The sequence below is a fragment of the Mycobacterium sp. 852002-53434_SCH5985345 genome, assembly GCF_001667155.1.
Taxonomy (GTDB): domain Bacteria; phylum Actinomycetota; class Actinomycetes; order Mycobacteriales; family Mycobacteriaceae; genus Mycobacterium.
The window spans coordinates 1-18,509 of sequence record NZ_LZIE01000021.1; the positions used below are offsets into that span (position 1 = coordinate 1).

The 18,509-nt window shown below is 66.3% G+C and carries 19 protein-coding genes and 1 pseudogene; 13 read left to right on the forward strand and 7 right to left on the reverse strand.

The features are described 5' to 3' along the window. Nucleotides 1-191, reverse strand: a pseudogene (locus tag A5756_RS26355) (hypothetical protein); the annotation flags it as partial. On the opposite strand from A5756_RS26355, the gene A5756_RS03095 reads away from it, so the two are divergent. Further along, complete coding sequence (locus A5756_RS03095; RefSeq protein ID WP_066946832.1) at nt 190-483, forward strand: DUF503 domain-containing protein; 294 nt, start codon at nt 190-192, stop codon at nt 481-483. The pseudogene A5756_RS26355 and the gene A5756_RS03095 sit on opposite strands and share 2 nt — an antisense overlap. A gap of 48 nt (nt 484-531) precedes the next feature. Here the strand turns inward: A5756_RS03095 and trmI are convergent, their stop codons facing one another. After that, nucleotides 532-1,374, reverse strand: a complete 843-nt coding sequence (gene trmI, locus A5756_RS03100) for a tRNA (adenine(58)-N(1))-methyltransferase TrmI (RefSeq protein ID WP_066946836.1) — start codon at nt 1,372-1,374, stop codon at nt 532-534. Nucleotides 1,375-1,447: 73 nt separating this feature from the next. Between trmI and A5756_RS03105 the strand changes: the two genes are divergently transcribed. Together A5756_RS03105 and A5756_RS03110 are read left to right on the forward strand one after the other, a co-directional pair. Further along, nucleotides 1,448-2,326: a RecB family exonuclease gene (locus tag A5756_RS03105; protein ID WP_066946908.1), complete on the forward strand. Its 879-nt coding sequence runs from the start codon at nt 1,448-1,450 to the stop codon at nt 2,324-2,326. Between the two features lie 254 nt (nt 2,327-2,580). Beyond that, nucleotides 2,581-3,885 (forward strand): DEAD/DEAH box helicase, encoded by a 1,305-nt coding sequence (locus A5756_RS03110; protein WP_066946840.1) that lies wholly within the window; start codon nt 2,581-2,583, stop codon nt 3,883-3,885. Here the strand turns inward: A5756_RS03110 and A5756_RS03115 are convergent. The 5 genes from A5756_RS03115 to A5756_RS03135 form a co-directional block, all read right to left on the reverse strand. Next, nucleotides 3,874-5,259 (reverse strand): FAD-containing oxidoreductase, encoded by a 1,386-nt coding sequence (locus A5756_RS03115; RefSeq protein ID WP_066946844.1) that lies wholly within the window; start codon nt 5,257-5,259, stop codon nt 3,874-3,876. The genes A5756_RS03110 and A5756_RS03115 overlap by 12 nt on opposite strands. After that, the gene (locus A5756_RS03120) at nt 5,256-5,765 is read right to left on the reverse strand and encodes a DUF4126 domain-containing protein (protein WP_066946849.1); all 510 of its coding nucleotides are present in this window, start codon (nt 5,763-5,765) and stop codon (nt 5,256-5,258) included. The genes A5756_RS03115 and A5756_RS03120 overlap by 4 nt, the downstream gene beginning before the upstream one ends. Before the next feature lie 122 nt (nt 5,766-5,887). Beyond that, the gene (gene hisG, locus A5756_RS03125) at nt 5,888-6,745 is read right to left on the reverse strand and encodes an ATP phosphoribosyltransferase (RefSeq protein ID WP_066946911.1); all 858 of its coding nucleotides are present in this window, start codon (nt 6,743-6,745) and stop codon (nt 5,888-5,890) included. Nucleotides 6,746-6,747: 2 nt separating this feature from the next. Continuing rightward, nucleotides 6,748-7,029, reverse strand: coding sequence for a phosphoribosyl-ATP diphosphatase (locus A5756_RS03130; protein WP_066946853.1), 282 nt, complete (start codon nt 7,027-7,029; stop codon nt 6,748-6,750). A 56-nt stretch (nt 7,030-7,085) separates the two neighbouring features. Next, a complete protein-coding gene (locus A5756_RS03135) occupies nt 7,086-7,688 on the reverse strand; it encodes a TetR family transcriptional regulator (protein WP_066946857.1) in 603 nt (200 codons plus the stop codon). Between the two features lie 305 nt (nt 7,689-7,993). Between A5756_RS03135 and A5756_RS03140 the strand changes: the two genes are divergently transcribed. From A5756_RS03140 to A5756_RS03185, 10 genes are read left to right on the forward strand one after another with little or no spacing between them, the layout of a single operon-like run. Then, entirely contained in the window at nt 7,994-8,833 is an 840-nt protein-coding gene (locus A5756_RS03140; protein ID WP_066946858.1) for an ABC transporter permease, read from the forward strand. 1 nt (nt 8,834) lies between these two features. Then, the gene (locus tag A5756_RS03145; RefSeq protein ID WP_066946863.1) at nt 8,835-9,698 is read left to right on the forward strand and encodes an ABC transporter permease; all 864 of its coding nucleotides are present in this window, start codon (nt 8,835-8,837) and stop codon (nt 9,696-9,698) included. 10 nt (nt 9,699-9,708) lie between these two features. Continuing rightward, nucleotides 9,709-11,301 carry an MlaD family protein gene (locus A5756_RS03150; RefSeq protein ID WP_066946867.1) on the forward strand — a complete coding sequence of 531 codons (1,593 nt, stop codon included), beginning with the start codon at nt 9,709-9,711 and terminating at the stop codon, nt 11,299-11,301. Beyond that, nucleotides 11,298-12,353 (forward strand): MlaD family protein, encoded by a 1,056-nt coding sequence (locus A5756_RS03155; RefSeq protein WP_066946871.1) that lies wholly within the window; start codon nt 11,298-11,300, stop codon nt 12,351-12,353. Before A5756_RS03150 ends, A5756_RS03155 begins: the two co-directional genes overlap by 4 nt. Further along, nucleotides 12,346-13,401, forward strand: a complete 1,056-nt coding sequence (locus A5756_RS03160; RefSeq protein WP_066946875.1) for an MCE family protein — start codon at nt 12,346-12,348, stop codon at nt 13,399-13,401. The genes A5756_RS03155 and A5756_RS03160 overlap by 8 nt, the downstream gene beginning before the upstream one ends. Next, nucleotides 13,398-14,513 carry an MCE family protein gene (locus A5756_RS03165; protein ID WP_255360739.1) on the forward strand — a complete coding sequence of 372 codons (1,116 nt, stop codon included), beginning with the start codon at nt 13,398-13,400 and terminating at the stop codon, nt 14,511-14,513. Before A5756_RS03160 ends, A5756_RS03165 begins: the two co-directional genes overlap by 4 nt. Then, nucleotides 14,510-15,724: an MlaD family protein gene (locus A5756_RS03170; protein WP_197505317.1), complete on the forward strand. Its 1,215-nt coding sequence runs from the start codon at nt 14,510-14,512 to the stop codon at nt 15,722-15,724. The genes A5756_RS03165 and A5756_RS03170 overlap by 4 nt, the downstream gene beginning before the upstream one ends. Further along, on the forward strand, nt 15,721-16,980 hold the full coding sequence (locus tag A5756_RS03175) for an MlaD family protein (protein WP_066946881.1): 1,260 nt from the start codon (nt 15,721-15,723) through the stop codon (nt 16,978-16,980). Before A5756_RS03170 ends, A5756_RS03175 begins: the two co-directional genes overlap by 4 nt. A gap of 29 nt (nt 16,981-17,009) precedes the next feature. Further along, entirely contained in the window at nt 17,010-17,732 is a 723-nt protein-coding gene (locus tag A5756_RS03180; RefSeq protein WP_066946884.1) for a tetratricopeptide repeat protein, read from the forward strand. Further along, the gene (locus A5756_RS03185) at nt 17,729-18,496 is read left to right on the forward strand and encodes a mannan-binding family protein (protein WP_197505316.1); all 768 of its coding nucleotides are present in this window, start codon (nt 17,729-17,731) and stop codon (nt 18,494-18,496) included. Before A5756_RS03180 ends, A5756_RS03185 begins: the two co-directional genes overlap by 4 nt. The last annotated feature ends 13 nt before the right edge of the window (nt 18,497-18,509 follow it).

Below are 18,509 nucleotides of genomic sequence, written 5' to 3' on the forward strand. Positions count from 1 at the left end.
GCCGCCCCCCGCACCGCCACCTGCTCCGCCGTCCGCGCCGGCCCCCGCACCGCCACCCGCTCCGCCGCCCGTGCCGGCCCCTGCGCCCGCGCCGCAACCAGACCCCGCCCCGGCTCCCGCACCAGCCCCGGAGCCCGGTCCGGCCCCAGAGCCCGCGCCGGCCCCGGAGCCACCCGGTTGACACCCGGCATGTGGATCGGCTGGCTCGAGTTCGACGTCTTACTCGGCGACGTCCGGTCGCTCAAGCAGAAACGGTCGGTGATCCGCCCCGTCGTCGCCGAGCTGCGACGCAAATTCAGCGTGTCGGCGGCCGAGACCGGTTCACATGAGCTCTACCGGCGCGCGGGCATCGGGCTGGCCACGGTGTCCGCCGACCGGAGCCACGCGGTCGACGTCCTGGATGCGGCCGAACGGCTGGTGGCCGCGCACCCAGAGTTCGAGCTGCTGTCGGTGCGACGCGGCTTGCAGCGCAGCGACGACTAACGCAAAAGCCCGGCCGATGGCGACGACCCGCCGCGCTTGCGATCGCCGCTAGCCGTCGCGGCCCTCGCGTTTGCGGCCCAACGGCGCGGGGGCGACGACGCCGGGTGCGAGGCGTCGCGTGAAGACCAGGAATGCGGTGTGCCCGCGCATGGAATGCTGCGGCCGGACGGCCAGGCCGACCACGTTCCAGCCGCGCTGCAGCGTTTCCCACGACCGCGGCTCGGTCCAGCATTGCTGGGCCCGCAACGCCTCCACGACGCGCGACAGCTGGGTCACGGTCGCCACGTAGATCATCAGTACGCCGCCGGGGATCAGCAGGCGGGACACCGCGTCGAGCACCTCCCACGGCGCGAGCATGTCGAGCACCGCCCGGTCGAAGGAGCCGTCGGGCCGATCGGAGTCGACGAGGTCGCTGACGATCAGCTCCCAGTTGTCCGGTGGCTGGCCATAGAACACCGAGACGTTGCGGAGCGCGTGTTCGGCGTGATCGGCGCGCTGTTCGTAGGAGACCACCCGCCCCTCGGGCCCGACCGCGCGCAGCAGCGAGCAGGTCAGCGCCCCGGATCCGGCCCCGGCCTCCAGCACGCGGGCGCCCGGGAAGATGTCGCCCTCGTGCACGATCTGCGCCGCGTCCTTGGGGTAGATGACCTGCGGCCCGCGGGGCATCGACATGATGTAGTCGACCAGCAGCGGGCGCAGCACCAGGAAGGGCGCCCCGTTGCTGGATTTGACCACGCTGCCCTGCTCCAGCCCGATCAGCGCATCGTGGGCGATCGAGCCGCGATGGGTATGGAACTCGGCGCCGGGCGTGAGCGACATCGTGTAGTGCCGGCCCTTGGCGTCGGTGAGTTGGACGCGTTCCCCGACGGTGAACGGGCCGGTTGCGGACACGCCGTCTAGCGTGCCAGCCGACTCGCCGCGGGCGGTGCTCGGGGTTGTCGGCACCCGGTTCTACGCTGCGCTCATGATCGACCAGCCGCAGACACGCACGCGGCCGGCTGCGAAACCGGCGCTCTCCCCGTCGCGGGCGGCGGACTTCAAGCAGTGCCCGCTGCTGTACCGGTTCCGGGCGATCGACCGGTTGCCCGAGGCCCCGTCGGCCGCACAGTTGCGCGGCTCGGTGGTGCACGCGGCCCTGCAGCAGCTCTACGGGCTGCCCGCCGCCCAGCGCGGCCCCGACACCGCGCTGTCGCTGGTCGAGCCGGCCTGGGAGCGGGTGATCGCCGCGGAACCCGACCTGGCCGGCGAGTTCGATCCCGCGCAGCGCGGCCAGCTGCTCGCCGAGGCCCGTGCGCTGCTCTCCGGCTATTACCGGCTCGAGGACCCGACCCGCTTCGACCCGCATTGCTGTGAAGAGCGCGTGGAGGTCGAGCTCGCCGACGGCACGCTGCTGCGCGGGTTCATCGATCGGATCGACGTCGCCGCCACCGGCGAGCTGCGGGTGGTCGACTACAAGACCGGCAAGGCGCCGCCGGCCGCGCGTGCCCTGGCGGAATTCAAAGCGATGTTCCAGATGAAGTTCTACGCGGTTGCCCTGCTGCGCACCCGCGGCGTGCCGCCCACCCGGCTGCGGCTCATCTACCTCGCCGACGGCCAAGTGCTGGATTACTCGCCCGACCACGACGAGTTGCTGCGGTTTGAGAAGACCCTGATGGCGATCTGGCGCGCGATCCAATCCGCCGGGCAGACGGGCGATTTCCGTCCCAGCCAGTCGCGGTTGTGCGACTGGTGCCCCCACCAGCAGCACTGCCCGCTGTTCGGCGGAACACCGCCGACTTATCCGGGCTGGCCGGAATACCCACCGGCGCAAGAGTTTTCGCATCAGACCGAGCCGGCGGCATGACCAACCGCTCACCAATGGTGTGACGAGGGTCTCTGTGGCCTAGCCGCCGGCTCACCGCGAGTGCGGTATGCTGTTGACAACGTTGGCGCCGAACGGCTTGCCAGCACGTCGTGATCGATTCGTTATTTCTTCTCAGATCCCCGCGGGGCGCCGAGTCCGAGATGACCAGGTGCGCACCGCACAGCCTCGAGCGCGGCGATCGATGTTGCCAGACGGGCAATCTCGCCACCACCGATGCTTAGGGATAATGAAACATGCTTGAAGACAAAACTTTTGCTCACCTCGGCGTGAGCCAGCCGTTGGTTGACGCGCTCGCTAAGGGCGGCGCTCACCGGCCGTTTCCCATCCAGATCGAGACCTTGCCGGATACGCTTGCCGGCCGTGATGTGTTGGGCCGCGGCAAGACCGGCAGCGGCAAGACGCTCGCGTTCTCGATCCCGCTGGTAAGCCGACTCGATGCCGGTAATCGGCGGCCGGGCCGGCCGACCGGGCTGGTGTTGGCCCCCACGCGTGAACTGGCGACCCAAATCGCCGCGACCATCGAGCCGCTTGCCGCCGTTCGGCGGCTGCGCGTGGTCACGATCTTCGGCGGGGTGCCGCAGCACAGGCAAGTCACGGCGCTGAAGTCCGGGGTCGACATCGTCGTCGCCTGCCCGGGCCGCCTGGAAGACCTGATGAAGCAACGCGTCATCGATCTGAGCGCGGTGCAGGTCACCGTCATCGATGAGGCCGACCACCTCGCCGACCTCGGCTTCCTCCCCACCGTTACCCGAATCTTGGCGGCCACCCCCGCCACCGGCCAGCGGCTGCTCTTCTCGGCCACGCTGGACGGCGCGGTCGACACCCTGGTGAAACGATTCCTCACCAGCCCGGTGACGCACTCGGTCGCCGACCCGACGTCGCTGACCCCTGCGATGACACATCACCTCTTCTGTGTCGATGGCCCGCAAGCCAAGAAAGACTTGGTACACCGGTTGGCCGCTGGAGACTCGCGGCGAATCCTGTTCATGCGGACCAAACACCAGGCCCGCAAGCTGGCGCGCCAACTCACGCAATCGGGTATCGCCTCGGTGGAGTTGCACGGCAACCTCTCCCAAGCCGTGCGCGACCGGAACTTGGCGGCGTTCACGGCCGGACACGCGCGAGTCCTCGTCGCAACCGATATCGCCGCCCGCGGTGTGCACGTCGACAACGTCGACCTGGTGGTCCACGTCGACCCGCCCGCGGAGCACAAGGCTTACCTGCATCGATCCGGCCGCACGGCCCGCGCCGGCGCCTCCGGTGACGTGGTCACCATCGCGCTGCCCGAGCAACGCCGCGACACCGAATCGATGATGCGCAAGGCGGCCATTCGGGCCGTCCCCCAACAGGTCACGGCGGCTTCCCCGGTCATCCACGCCCTCGCCGGCGAAGCCGCGCCCCGCAAGGTCGTCGCGCCCGCCTCGGCCCCGGCCCGGCGGCCCGCGCCGACCTCGGTTGCCGGCCACGGTCCGGCCGCCGCGCGTAGCAGCCGACGCCGTTCCCGTCGCCCCGCCACGACGGCGCGCTCAGTCCGATAGCGGCGTCATCTCCTGCAGCATGGTGGGAATGAGCTCGCTGACGGTGGGATGGATGTGCATGGTGCGCGCGAGCGTGGTGTAGGGCGCTTTGGCCGACATGACGTCCAGGATTTCGTGCACGGCCTCGTCGCCGCCGACGCCGAAGATGGCCGCTCCCAAAATCTCCCGGGTTTCGGCATCGACCACGACCTTCATAAAGCCTTGCGTCTCACCCTTTTCCACCGCCCGGCCCACCCTGGTCATCGGCCGCTTACCGACGAGCGCCTTGCGCCCCGACGCGCGGACCTGGTCGACGGTCATGCCGGCCCGCCCTAGCGGTGGGTCGATATAGAGCGCATAGGTGGTGATGCGGTCGCTGACCCGGCGCGGGTCGTCATCGAGCAGGTTGGCGGCGATGATCTCGAAATCGTTGTAGGAGGTATGGGTGAACGCCCCCCTGCCGTTGCAGTCGCCCATCGCCCAGATGTGGTCGACGTTGGTCTTGAGCTGGTCGTCGACGACGATATAGCCGCGGGCGTCCGTCCGCACACCCGCCGCCTCAAGCCCCAGGTCGTCGGTGTTGGGCCGCCGGCCGACGGCCAGCAACAAGTGGCTTCCGGCAATGGGATCAGCACCCGCACTAGGCGTGAGTTCAAAACCGTTGCCGGTATTAGTGATCCGCACGTCATCGGCGCCGACGATGACGTCGATGCCCTCGTCCTCCAGGATGACCCGGACGGCGGCGGAGACGTCCTCGTCTTCGCGGGACGCCAGGCGCGAACCCCTCTCGACGACGGTGACCGGGGCCCCGAAGCGCCGGTACATCTGCGCGAACTCCAGCGCGATATAGCTCCCGCCGAGGATGACGAGATGTGTTGGCAGCGTGTCGAGTTCGAGGATGGAGACGTTGGTGAGGAACTCGATGTCGGACAAGCCCGGGATGTCCGGCACCACCGCGCGGCCACCGACATTGAGGAAGATCCGGTCGGCATGCAGCACGTCTTGCCCATTTTGCGAGTCCACCCGCAATGTGTGCGGATCCTCGAAACGGGCGTGCCCGCGAAAGACGGTGCAACCGTCCATGCCCGCCAGCCAGTCCTCGACGCCCTTGCGGTCGCCCAGCATGATGTTGTCTTTACGTGCCTTGACTTTGGCCATGTCCACGCTCACCGGTCCGGTAGAAACCCCGAAGTCCGCACCGCGCCGCGCGAGGTGGGCGGCATACGCGCTGGCCACCAGCGTCTTCGTCGGGATGCATCCGGTGTTGACGCAGGTGCCGCCGACGAGTTTGCGCTCCACCAGCGCGATGCGCTGCCCCGCCGCCGTCAGTCGCCCCGCGAGCGGTGGGCCAGCCTGTCCGGCGCCGACGATGATGGCGTCGAAATGCGCTGTCACTTAACGGCCGTCAGCAGGTACTCCGTTAGCACGTGACCGGTCGCCGCAGCGATGGCAAACCCACCCAGGATTGCGATGGCGTCCTCCAGCAGCGCGATGGGCAAGTCCTTGCCGGCCACGGCGGCAAGGCGTTTGCGCGCCTGATAGCCGCCGAGAGTGCCGAGCACCGCGCCGATGACGCCGGCCCCGAGCGCGGTATAGGTCCAATGCGGCCATGCGCCCAGCGCCGCGCCCGCCAACCCGCCCATGATGATCCGGGCGGCGAAGACCGGCGGCGCGGTGCGGGCCGGCGTCTTGGGCAGCTTGTCGATGACGAGTTCGCCGACGGCGAGAACGGTGAACACAATGGCCGTGATGATGTTGGCCATCCAGGCCGCCCACGTGCCGTGCAAGTCGATCCAACCCAAAAACGCGGCCCAGGCGACGACGGCGGGAGCCGTCAGCGAGCGCAACCCGGCGACGACACCGATCAACAAAGCCACCAGCAGAATAAGCGCGTGTGTCACGAAGACCCTCCTGAGGGAACGAACAGCCCGGCAATGGTCAGGGATGACGGCCCATGGGGGTGACACGGGCGAAACAGCCCTAGGCGGACGCTAACACAGCCGCGGTCACCGCACCCGTTCGATCAGAAGCGGCAGAACCTGATGTCGGAAGCCAGAATCGCCTTGGCACCGATGGCAGCCAGCTCGTCCATGATCTCGTTGACGCCCCGGCGCGGCACCAGGGCGCGGATGGCGACCCAGTCCGGATCGGCGAGCGGCGCGATCGTCGGTGACTCCAGTCCGGGCGTGATGGCCGTGGCCTTCTCCAGGACGGAACGCGGGCAGTCGTAGTCGAGCATCAGGTACTGCTGGCCGAACACCACCCCCTGGATCCGCGCCACCAGCTGATCGCGCGCCGCCCGTGTCCCGTCTTGGCCGTCCGGGTCGGCCCCCTCGATCAAGACCGCCTCCGAATCGCACAGCGGGTCACCGAATGCCACCAGGTCGTGCAGGCTCAGGGTGCGCCCCGAGCCGACCACGTCGGCGATGGCGTCGGCCACGCCGAGTTGTACCGAAATCTCCACCGCGCCGTCGAGCCTGATGACGGTGGCCTCAATCCCCCGCTGGGCCAAGTCTTTTCGAACCAGATTCGGATAGGCGGTGGCGATCCGCTTTCCGGCCAGATCGGCCGTTGTCCAGTCCCGCCCGGCCGGCGCGGCATACCGAAAACTCGACGACCCGAAGCCCAACGCCAGGCGTTCGCGCACCGGCGCGTCCGAGTCGCGGACCAGGTCGCGTCCGGTGATGCCGAAGTCCAGCTGCCCCGAACCCACATAGATCGCAATGTCTTTGGGCCGCAGGAAGAAGAACTCGACCTGGTTGACCGGGTCGATGACGGTGAGATCTTTGGAATCGGTGCGACGCCGGTAGCCCGCCTCCGCGAGAATTTCGCTGGCCGGCTCGCTCAGCGTGCCCTTGTTGGGAACCGCGACCCGTAGCACGCTCACAGCTTCCGGTAGACGTCGTCGAGGGACAGGCCGCGCGCGATCATGAGCACCTGCGTCCAGTACAGCAATTGGCTGATCTCCTCGGCCAGTGCGTCGTCGGGTTCGTGTTCGGCCGCCAGCCACACCTCGCCGGCCTCCTCGAGGATCTTCTTGCCCAGCCCGTGGATGCCGCCGTCCAGTGCGGCGACCGTGGCGCTGCCGGGGGGCCGGGTGCGGGCGCGCTCCCCCAGTTCGGCGAACAGATCCTCGAAGGTCTTCACGGCCAGCGATTGTTTCACGCGGCGCGCAGCAAAGTCACCCCGGTTTCACTCTGGTGACGTTTTGAGCCACCCGGTCAGTCGAATCCGGCTAGCGTGATCCGCAGCGCCTCTTCCAATCGCACGTGAAACGGTGGGCTCCCGGCGGTATCCGAAGTCAGCCAGCCATCGAGAACGAATTTGACTGTGGCCAAGCTCGTGTGGATCAAAAGCGCGGGCCGAATGTCAACTGCCGCATCGACACCCATGCGGTTTGCGACTTGCTCGATCAGCTTGCGGTGGTCGCTTTCGCTGACGAGCACGGATTTGCTCAACAGGTGCGGCGCGGTGGCGACGGCCTCACGCCAGGTATCGAGGTTGCCAGCCTCGCTGACATCGTTGGCATGCGTGACGAACAGCTGGATCAACGCCTCGACCGGCGACTCGTGAGCGGGCCGGGCGCTGTAGGTGCCCACGATCTCGGCGGCGGCCTCGCGGACCGGATCGACCAGCAGCCCCTCCTTGGTGGGCGCGTACCGAAAGTACGTGCTGATGGAAATGCCGGCGGCCGCCGCGATGTCCTCGGTGGTCACCGCCTCGAAGCCGCGCTCGGCGAAGAGCTGGTGCGCGGTGTGCTGAATCTGGGTGAGCAACGCCGCCCGGCGCCGGTCCCGCAACGAGCCGGTGTTTGCTGACGGCATATCTTCACCTTCGTCAATGCAACATTCAATCCCCGCGGCGCAGTCCAGCGACGAACCGAGATGAGTGACTCTACACTATTGAAAGTCCCTATCAAGTAGGCTAGTGTGATGCGGCACACACCAACGAACTGCAGAGTCTAAGGGCTTGTTGACACTATTTTAATAAGAATAGCCTTCAATCGCGCTCAAGGTCGTCTGCTCGGCACTCAGGAATACAGGGGTGGGGAGAGGGCCGATGAATGCGGTAGCTGGTACGCGATGACCGGCGCCACTAGTTTGCTGGTCGGGCTGCGGGTCATGCCGTTATGACGACACAAGTCGACGGAGTCGCCGCCGTTCGGGACTGGTCGGTCGGATACGTCAAACGTCACCCGGTCGCCTCGCTGACGACGGTCGGCGAACAGTTCGTTTTGGGTGTGCGCACCGTTCAATACTTCTTCTTCGACCTGATGACCGGGCGATTCCAATGGCAGGAATTCGTCCGCCAGGGCGCGTTCATGGCCGGCACCGCCGTGTTGCCGACGATCCTGGTGTCGCTGCCCATCAGCGTCACCCTATCCATCCAGTTCGCGCTGCTGGCCGGCCAGGTCGGGGCCACGTCGCTGGCCGGAGCGGCCAGCGGGCTCGCGGTCATCCGGCAGGGGGCGTCGCTGGTGGCCGCGGTGCTGATGGCGTCGGCCGTCGGGTCGGCGATCACCGCCGACCTGGGTTCGCGCACGATGCGCGAAGAAACCGACGCGATGGAGGTGATGGGCGTCTCGGTGATCCGCCGTCTGGTGGTCCCCCGCCTCGCCGCAGCCGTGATGATCGGCGTGGCCCTCACCGGCGTCGTGTGCTTCGCGGGATTCTTCGCGAGCTACATGTTCAATGTGTATTTCCAGAACGGGGCACCGGGCAGCTTCGTTTCGACATTCGCGTCGTTCGCGACGACCGACGACATGATCTTGGCGCTGGTGAAGGCGATCGTGTTCGGCGCGATCGTGGCCATCGTGTCGAGCCAAAAAGGCTTGTCCACCAAGGGCGGACCAACGGGCGTCGCGAACTCGGTGAACGCGGCGGTCGTCGAGGCGATCCTGCTGCTGATGATCGTCAACGTAGCGATCAGCCAGCTTTACATCATGTTGTCGCCCAGGACGGGGCTGTGACGTGACGGCCTCCGCTTATCTACCGCTTGCCCCGATTTCGGTCCCGCTCGTAAGGCTCTACCGCAGGGGCAAGGTACCGATCATCCGGCTCGGCCATTTGTTGGTCTTCTTCGTCCGGGCGCTGGTCGCCGTGCCGCTTGCCCTGCGCCAGTACCGGGGCGAGTTCTTGCGGCTGTTGTCGAACATCACCTGGGGCAACGGCTCGATCGTGGTGGGCGGCGGCACCGCCGGCGTGGCCGTCGTCCTCGGCACGACCGTCGGCGCGCTCGTCGGCATCGAGGGCTACAACTTCCTGGATCTGCTCGGCCTCGGTCCCGCCACCGGGTTCGTCTCCTCGCTGGTCAACACCCGCGAGCTGGCCCCTCTGATGGCATCGCTCGCCTTCGCCATGCAAGGCGGCTGCCGCTTCACCGCCCAGCTGGGATCCATGCGCATCGCCGAGGAGATCGACGCGTTGGAATCGATTGCGATCCGCCCGATCCCTTACCTGGTGACCACCCGGCTGATCGCTTCGGTGGTGGCGATCGTTCCGCTGTACGCCGCGTGCCTGGCGATCGGCTACCTGAGTACCCAAATAGTGGTGGGGATCGGCAGTGGCGGCTCGACCGGTTCCTATCTGCACTACTTCACGCTGATGCTGGCCGGCCAGGACATCGTCTATTCCTTGATCAAGGCCGTCATCTTCGTCTGGATCGCATCCACGATCCAGTGCTACTACGGGTACTACGCGAGCGGCGGCCCCGAGGGCGTCGGGGTCGCCGCGGGACACGGTATGCGAGCCAGCATCACCGTCGTGATCATCGTGAACATGCTGCTAACCATGGCGCTGTGGGGCGTCGACTCGGGCGCACGGTTCGGCGGGTAGGTCGCGAAATATGCCCAATTCCTTTGAGATGGACGGACGCGGCCCCTCCGACCGGCAGCTGTTCGGCATCGGAATTGCGGTCGTGGTGGTCAGCGCCCTGCTCACCATCGCGATGTTGGTCAAATCGACTGGCAGGCTCAACGATTACGTGCGGGTGATCGCCGACCTGGTGAACGTGGGTGATGGCCTTCCGCAAAAGTCGGACGTGAAATACCACGGTGTCCTTGTCGGGACGGTCAACGGCGTCGTGCCCGCAGCGCACGGCGAGCCCAACTTTGTCCACATCGACCTCAAAGAGGAATACGCCAAGTCGATTCCGGCCAACGTGACCGCGCGCGTGGTGCCCAGCAACGTCTTTGCCGTGTCGTCGGTTCAGTTGGTGGGCTCCCCAAACCAGGTGGGCCGTTTGAAGATCCGCGATGGCGCGCACATCCCGGAGGACAAGCGGCTTCCGACCGTTCTGTTTCAAACGACCGTGAGCAAGCTGCGCGACGTGCTCGCCGCGGCCGGGCGCGACCGCGATGACAGGTCGGTGGGGATTCTGGCCGCCCTGGGCGCCGCCACCGACCACCGCCGGGTGAGTCTGCTCAACGCAGGTGCGCAATTGAATCGACTTCTCGATCAGCTCAATTCGATTGTCAGCACCGACACCGGCCCCTCCACGGTGTCCGCATTGCTGGCAGCGACCAATGGGCTCGCGCAGACGGCGCCCGATCTGCTCGACGCATTGCACCAGGCCATCGAGCCGATGCGGACCTTCGCCGAGACCCGCGGGCAACTCGCCTCGCTATTGTCGGGTGCGGACTACACGGTCGGCACGACGCGACGATCGTTCGACAACCACATCGACCAACTCATCCGGATAACCACGGATTTCACCCCGGTCCTGGGTGTGCTGGCACAGAAGTCGAACAACTTCGTGCCCGCGGTCGCCAAACTCGACAACCTGGCCAACCAGTTCATGGAGCAGGTCTGGAACCCGCAGACCAATCTCGGCAACATGCGCGCGATGCTGACGTTCACCCCCAGCTCCACCTACACGCGCGCCGACTGTCCGCACTACGGCGAACTGAAGGGACCCAGCTGTTTCACCGCACCGCTGATTCCGGTGCGGCCCGATCTGCCCGACGTGCTGCTGCCGCAGAACTATCAACCACCCAAGGATCTGGCTCCGCCGCCGGGCACCGTGATCGGTCCGGACGGAAACCTCGTCGCGGTGGGTCCGCCGCTGATCAATCCAACCCCCAACTTGTCCGACCCCAATCCCCCACTGCCCGCTGGGATTGCGCCGTCACCGCCCGTGCCCGGGAGCGCGAATCCCGATAACCCGTCGCCGGGGGCGCCCGCGACACCACAACCGCACGAGCCGTGGGTCGCGCCGGTGGCGCCCAAGGCGCCGTGGATTCCGCAGGCCTCCTTTGGCGGCTCCCGTTTCGGGGGCAACGTGGGACCCGTTGGGAGCCAGTACGAACGAAACGTGCTTGGCGTGATCACCGGCGCGCCCGCGACCGAAGCCACCGAGTTGCTGCTGGGTCCGGTCGCGCGCGGCACCACGGTGTCGCTGGCTCACCCACCCGCTCCGTCGCCCGGGGAGGCCAAATGAAGTTTCGCGGCCCACTCATCGCGCTGACCCTGTTCATGGTCGTCTCGCTGACCCTGACCTGGCTGGTGTACGTGAGCCTGCGGCGCGACGTGGCGGGCAACACCGCCAAGTATTCGGCGGTGTTCAGCGACGTGTACGGGCTTCGCGAAGGCGACGACGTCCGGATGGCCGGAGTGCGCGTCGGCCGCGTCGAAAAGATCGATCTCGACGGGAAACTGGCGAGAGTCTCGTTCGTGGTGCAGCAAGAACAGCGGTTGTTCGGGAACACCCTCGCGGCGGTGACGTATCAAAACATCGTCGGCCAGCGTTACCTCGGACTGTCTTTGGGCAAGGAAGGCAGTCCGGAGCCGCTCCTCCCGGGCAGCACTATCCCGCTGGAACGCACCGAACCCTCTTTCGACGTGACTACGCTGCTCAACGGCTACGAACCATTGTTCAGCCTGCTGAATCCCCACGACGCGGACAACCTCACCAAGGGCATCATCGCCTCGCTACAAGGTGACGCGTCATCGCTCACCGTGCTGGTGGGCCAGACGTCCACGCTCACAGAGACGTTCGCGGGCCGAGACCAGGCCCTCGGCAGCGTGATCACCAATCTTGACAAGGTGATGGGCAACCTGGCCCAGCAGAACGACGACCTCGACGGGGTCATCACGCAGACCCGTAGCATCGTCGGCGAGCTCGACGCGCGGCGCCCGGACCTGGTTGCCTCGGTGGGCTCCCTGGCCCGGGTGACCGGCCGGCTGTCGGCCTCGGCCACGGACGTTTACCCGGCACTGCGCGAATTCATCGATCGCCAGCCGGGCGTCACCAAACACATCATGGATGTCGAACCGCAGGTGGCCTTCTTCGGCGACAACATCCCGCTGCTGCTGAAGGGGCTTACCCGGGTCGGCAATCAGGGGGCGTACGGCAATGCCTACGTGTGCGACGTGAACTTCATGGGGTTCTTCCCCGGCCTCAACGATGTGGTGCCGATCATCATCAACGCGGCGACGCCGGGCAATAAGGCGTGGCACACCCCCAGATGCAGGAGTACGGCTGATGGCTGATTCGTCCGTACGGCTTCGACTTTCGGGGATGAGAAGGCGTCCGCTGGAGAGCTACAACAAGACCTGGCTTGGGTTCATCGCTGTCGGGGTGGTCGCGGTGATCATCGGGGTCATGCTGCTCGTGCATGCCCTTGGCGCCGGGTATCGGCACTACACCGCGGAATTCCTACAGGCGGCCTCGCTGCGGGCCGGCAACCCGATCGTGGTCGCGGGCATCCCGGTGGGCAACGTCACCAGCATGAAACTCGTCGGTGACCATGTGGAGGCGGGGCTGAAGATCCGGGACAACATCGCGCTGGGCAAGGATTCCCGGGCGCAGATCAAGGTCACCACCATTCTCGGTTCGCGGTACCTCGCGCTGGAACCCAACGGCCCGGCGCACCTATCCAACAACACCTTCGACTTGGCGCACACCGAGGTGCCCTACGACCTGCAAGCCGCGTTGCAGGACGCCACCACCACCTTCGAGCAGGTGGACTCGGACCGGTTCGCACAATCGCTTGCGGTGCTCGGCAAGCAGCTTGAGGGCCTGCCTGCGGTTGTGCCGCAAGCGATTTCGAACATCAACACTCTTTCGTCGATCATCGCGGTACGACGTGACCAACTCGGACAGCTGCTGCGCAGCACGGAGCAGGTGACCAACACGCTGCGGCGTCAGCAGGCCGGCATCGGAACGCTGGTCGACCAGGGCCAAGACCTGCTGGGCCAATTCGTCGCGCGGCGCGCCGTATTCCACGCGATGATGCAATCCCTCTCCAGCCTGGTCGACACCATGAGCCAGGTTGTTGTCAACGACCGGTCTGGTCTGGACGCACTGATCAAAGACATGCGGGACTTTACCAACCTGATGTCTGCGCACGACGACCTGTTGCACAGCATGCTGCAAACCAGTCCGATCTTCTTCCGGGAGGCGGCCAACCTCACGGGCGACGGCAACGCGATCAACTTTAACGCCCCCAATGTTCCGTTGATCGACTCGTGGATGTGCGCGATCAGTGGCCGTGCCAAGCAATTCGGCATGATCCAGTATTTCAAGGACTGCAAGTGACGGGGCCGGCGTTCAAAGCGGTGGCCGTCGTCGCCGCCGTAGCGGTCATGGCGGCGGTGGCCGGCATCGGTTGGTGGTACCTGGGTCCCGACGAGGACGCGATCACCTTGACCGCCCAATTCGACAGCGCCTCGGGCCTCTACGAGGGCAACGTGGTGGCGGTACTGGGCATGCCGGTCGGCAAGATCACCAAGATCAATCCCAAGGGCGGCTATGTCGAAGTCGAATTCACCGTCGACCGCCACGTCAAAATTCCGGCCACCGCGCAGGCCGTCACGGTGTCGACCTCAATCCTCACCGACCGGCAGATCGAACTCACGCCGCCCTATCACGGCGGAGCGACCCTGGAAAACCACGACACCATCGGCTTGCCCCGCACCAAAACGCCCGTCGAATTCAGCAGTGTCCTCAACGTCTTGGACAAGGTGACCAAGTCGCTCGAGGGCGACGGACATGGCGGTGGCCCCATCGCCGACGTGCTGGGCGGCGGCACCGAGGTGGTCAAAGGCAACGGCGAGAAGATCAAAGCGGCGCTGGGTGAGCTCTCCGAGGCGCTGCGGCTGTCCAGCGACGGCGGCGCCACAACCCGCGAGCAGATCACCACGATCGTCAGAAACATCAGCACGCTGTTCGATGCCGGGGCCGCCAATGACACGAAGTTGCGCGAATTCGCCTCCACCATCCATCAAGTCAGCCAGATCATGGCCGACGAGGACATTGGCAGCGGCAACACCGGACGCAAACTCGATCAACTGATCCAGCGGGCCGGCGACCTGCTCGACGCCAACCGCGACAACATCAAGCAGGCCGCCCTCAACGGCAATGCCACGCTGAAGATGGTGACGGATCAGCGCCGCGACCTGGCCGAGCTCCTGGACCTTGCTCCACTGGTGGCCGACAACGCCTACAACATGGTCGACCGGGCGAACGGCAGCGTGCGCGCCCGCTTCCTCACGGACCGGTTGCTCTTCGACAGCCAGTACACCAAAGAGATCTGTAACTTGATGGGCCTGCGGCAACTGGGATGCAGCACAGGGACGATTCAGGATTTCGGTCCCGATTTCGGCTTGACCTATGTGCTGGACGGGATGGCCGCCATGGGGCAGAAGTGACGACCGCGGGCGCGCGGGGAATGCTTGCGGCGGTGGCCGCGGCAATGGTCACCGCGGGATGCGCCACGAACGGCCTTGCCAGCCTGCCCCTTCCGGCGCCGGGGCTGGGCTCGGGAGGCTATTCGCTGAACGCGGTGTTCTCCAACGCGCTCAACCTGCCGATGAACGCCAAGGTGAAGCTCGCCGGCGCCGACGTCGGCCAGCTCGAATCGATGGTCGCACGCAACTACACCGCGGTCACCCGGCTGCGCATCAGGGACGGCGTGCGATTGCCCCTGGGCAGCACCGCCGAATTGCGCACCGCGACACCGCTGGGCGACGTTTTCGTCGCGCTCAAGCCGCCGGCCGCGGACGATCCCGACGGGCCGCTGTTGAAGAACGGCGACACCATCGGCCTGGATTCGACGGCGGCCGCGGCGACCGTCGAGTCGGTGCTGAGCTCAGCGGCGATTCTGGTGAACGGCGGTGCGGTACGCAATTTCACCAACATCATCAACGGTTTCGGCAAGGCGACCGGTGACCAGGGCCAGGCATTCGGGGACATGATCCGCAAATCCAACGAGTTGCTCGGGAGACTGGATTCCCGGTCCGATCAAATCTCGAGCGCGTTGACCCAATTGTCGCGACTGGCTGACCAACTCGACGCCAAGAACCAGACGATCGCCGACCTGATGGCGGCGGCCAGTCCCGCCACTTCGGCTCTGGCAGACAACACCACCGAGCTTTCCGATCTGGCCGTGCAGGTGGGCGACACCTCCCGGTTGTTGGCCAGGTTCCCGTCGATCGGTGGGACCGACACCAGCGGCCGCAGCATCATCCGTGACCTGAACACGGTCGCCGGGGCCGCCAACGACGTTGCGGTGAGCCCCGATACCAGCTGGCTGGCGCTTAACCGGCTGATTCCCGCACTGGTCAAATCGACTGCAGGAAACTCGATTTCGGTGAACGTAGGCGTGGACAAGATCATGCTCGGTTCGATCCCCGATATCGGATTCCCCGGTGACATCGGGCTGCACGGACCGCACCACTACAACGTGAACCTGCTCGTCGGCACCCTCAAGTACACCCTCTGGCGGCTGCAGGAACGTGTGGTCGGCCGCGGTCCGAACTCACCGCAGGTTCCGGTCATCCCGGACCCGAACATCCCGGGCCAGATCGACGTCGCACCCGGGCCCCCGCCGGCACCGGCCACGCCAGGATCGCAGCCATGATCCGCGCCGTCGACAACTTCGCCAATGCCGTTGTGCGAGCGGTGCGCACCGGTCACCGGCAGCAGGTCTGGCTGTCGGTGGCCGGGTTGGTGCTCATCTTGGTCGTTGCCACCGCCTACCTGCTCATCGGCGCGTTGCGGGTGAAGCCATTCGCCTCGTCGTACCGGGTCACCGTGCAATTGCCGGATTCCGGCGGCCTGCTGCCCAATCAGGATGTCGCGCTGCGAGGAGTGCGCGTTGGCCGGGTCGAGTCGCTGCAGATCACCGACAACGGGGTGAACGCCGTCGCCAGCATCGCGTCGAAGGTGCGGATCCCGGCGAACAGCTTCGTGCACGTGTCGGCGCTCTCGCCGGCCGGTGAGCAATACATCAACTTCGAGGCCGCATCCGACGCCGGACCGTACCTGCACGACGGCAGCCTCATCACGTCCGACCACACCGCCGTCCCGGTCAGCTTGGCGCAGTTGCTTGCCGACGCCGACGGGCTACTGGCCCAGGTCGACCCCCACAAGCTCGAGTTGATCAAAAAGGAGCTGAGCCTGAGCAAGGAGGGCCCGGCGAAGCTGACCGCCATCGTCGACGGCGGCACCTTCCTGCTGTCGACCCTTGATTCGGTGCTGCCCCAGACCACCAGCATCATCAAGACCAGCCGGGTCGTGCTGACGCTGGTAAGCGACAAGAACGCCGGCTTGGGTGCTGCCGCAACGGAACTCGACAAGACGCTGACCGGCGTGGCCAGGATGCAAGCCGGCTATCGCCGGTTGACCGGCCAGACACCGCGCACACTGTCGGCTGTCGACAATCTGTTCGCGGACAATTCCGACACGATGGTCCAGCTGCTGGGCAGCATGGCCACCATGTCGCAGCTGTTCTATCTGCGGGTGCCGGCGCTCAACGCGCTGTTCCCTGACTACCGTGGTTCGGTGTTGGACGCGGTGACGAGCACCTTCCACGACCACGGGGTGTGGGCGACGGCCGACCTCTATCCCCGTTATGTGTGCGACTACGGGACGCCATCGCACGCCTCCTCCGCCGCCGACTACTACGAGCCGTTCATGTACACCTACTGCCGCGACGACGACCCCGCGGTCTCGATCCGCGGCGCCAAGAACGCCCCGCGGCCGGGCGGTGACGACACCGCCGGTCCGCCGCCCGGAGCGGACCTGGGCCAACGGACCGACCCGACCCCGCGGGGCCGCTACACCATCCCCACCCCCTACGGCGGGCCCCCGCTGCCGATCGAACCGCCGCACTGAACCCGAACAGCTGAGCCGATCCCTAGGAGATGACCGTGATCGTGACCACCAAGAAGAACCCCAAGGCCAAGGCGCGCGCCGAAGTGCAGCCGGACGCCGAAACACCGGAAGCCGCAACCGAAGACACCGACGAGGCGCGCGTCGAAGAATCGGTCGATGCGGTCGACGAGGCCGCCGACGAAGACCGTGGTGAGCAATCCGGGGAAGACGAGGGCGACGACGTCGGTGCGCTGCTCAAAGGCAAGCGTCCCGAGCGCGAACGCCTTAAGCGCCCGTGGAAGCAGTATCTGCGTCGCGGCGCGTTGCCGGTGTTGCTCGTTGCCTCACTTGCCGTTTCCGGGTTGCTCGGCTGGCAGCTGTGGCAGGAACATCAGGTCAAGCTGGCCGGCGACCAGGCCCAGCAGGCGGCCGTCGCCTACGCGCAAGTGCTGACGAGCATTGATTCGAACAAGGTCGACGAGAACTTCAGGCAGGTTCTCGATGGCGCGACGGGCGAGTTCAAGGACATGTACACCCAGTCCAGCGTCAAGCTTCGGCAACTGCTGATCGACAACAAGGCCACCGCGCACGGCGTGGTGGTGGACTCGGCGATTCAGTCGGAGTCGGCGAACAAGGTTGTCGTGCTGGTCTTCATCGACCAGACGGTCACCAACACCGCCGCGCCCGACCCGCGCATCGACCGCAGCCGGATCAAGATGACCATGGAAAAGGTCGACGGCCGCTGGCGGGCCAGCAAGGTCCAGCTGCTGTGATGCGGCGAATACTCGCGGCATCGGTAATGGTCGCCGCCGCAACGATTCCCGGGACGGGTCACGCGCACGCATCCGCCCCGTCATTCTGCGGCGAGCTCGGCGGCGACTGGGACGGCCAGTACTGCCACACCTCCGTCACGTCGGAACGCAAGGCCGTCCGGGACATCAAGGTCGCGGTGCCCGACGACCTGGTCGACAACCCCACCACGGGCCCGGTGATCCGCGACTACCTGCGCACCCTGGTCAACAACTGGAAGACGGCCAACGGTGCCATGGCCGCCGACAGCTACGGCGAGGAGAACTTCGAAGTGTTCCGGCACGGCAATCTGCTCAGCGCCGTGTTCCACGAGGACTACCACGCCGACGGACCGAAGCCCAACAACGCCTACCGGACCTTCACGTTCGACATGGCAGGCGGCCGACGGGTGCAGCTGGCGGATCTGACGACGTCAAATCCGCTGACCGCCATTCCCCCACTGGCCCAACCGTTTATCGAAACCGCGCTCGATCAGGCGCCGCCGCCACACGACCCGGGCACCTACCCGTTCACCGTCGACCGATGGACTCCCGACAAGGTCTACTCCGGGGCCTACAAGGCGTGGGCGGTCACGCCGGACGAGTTGATCCTGTACATGCCGGACTACCCGGTGGCGCACGACGAGCCACTCAACTTCACGCCCGGCGTCATGCAGTGGTTCATGGACGGCGGCACGGTGCAGGCGCACATCCCGCTGTCCGCCTTGGCGCCGGTGCTGCGGATCTAGTTCGCCGAACGCA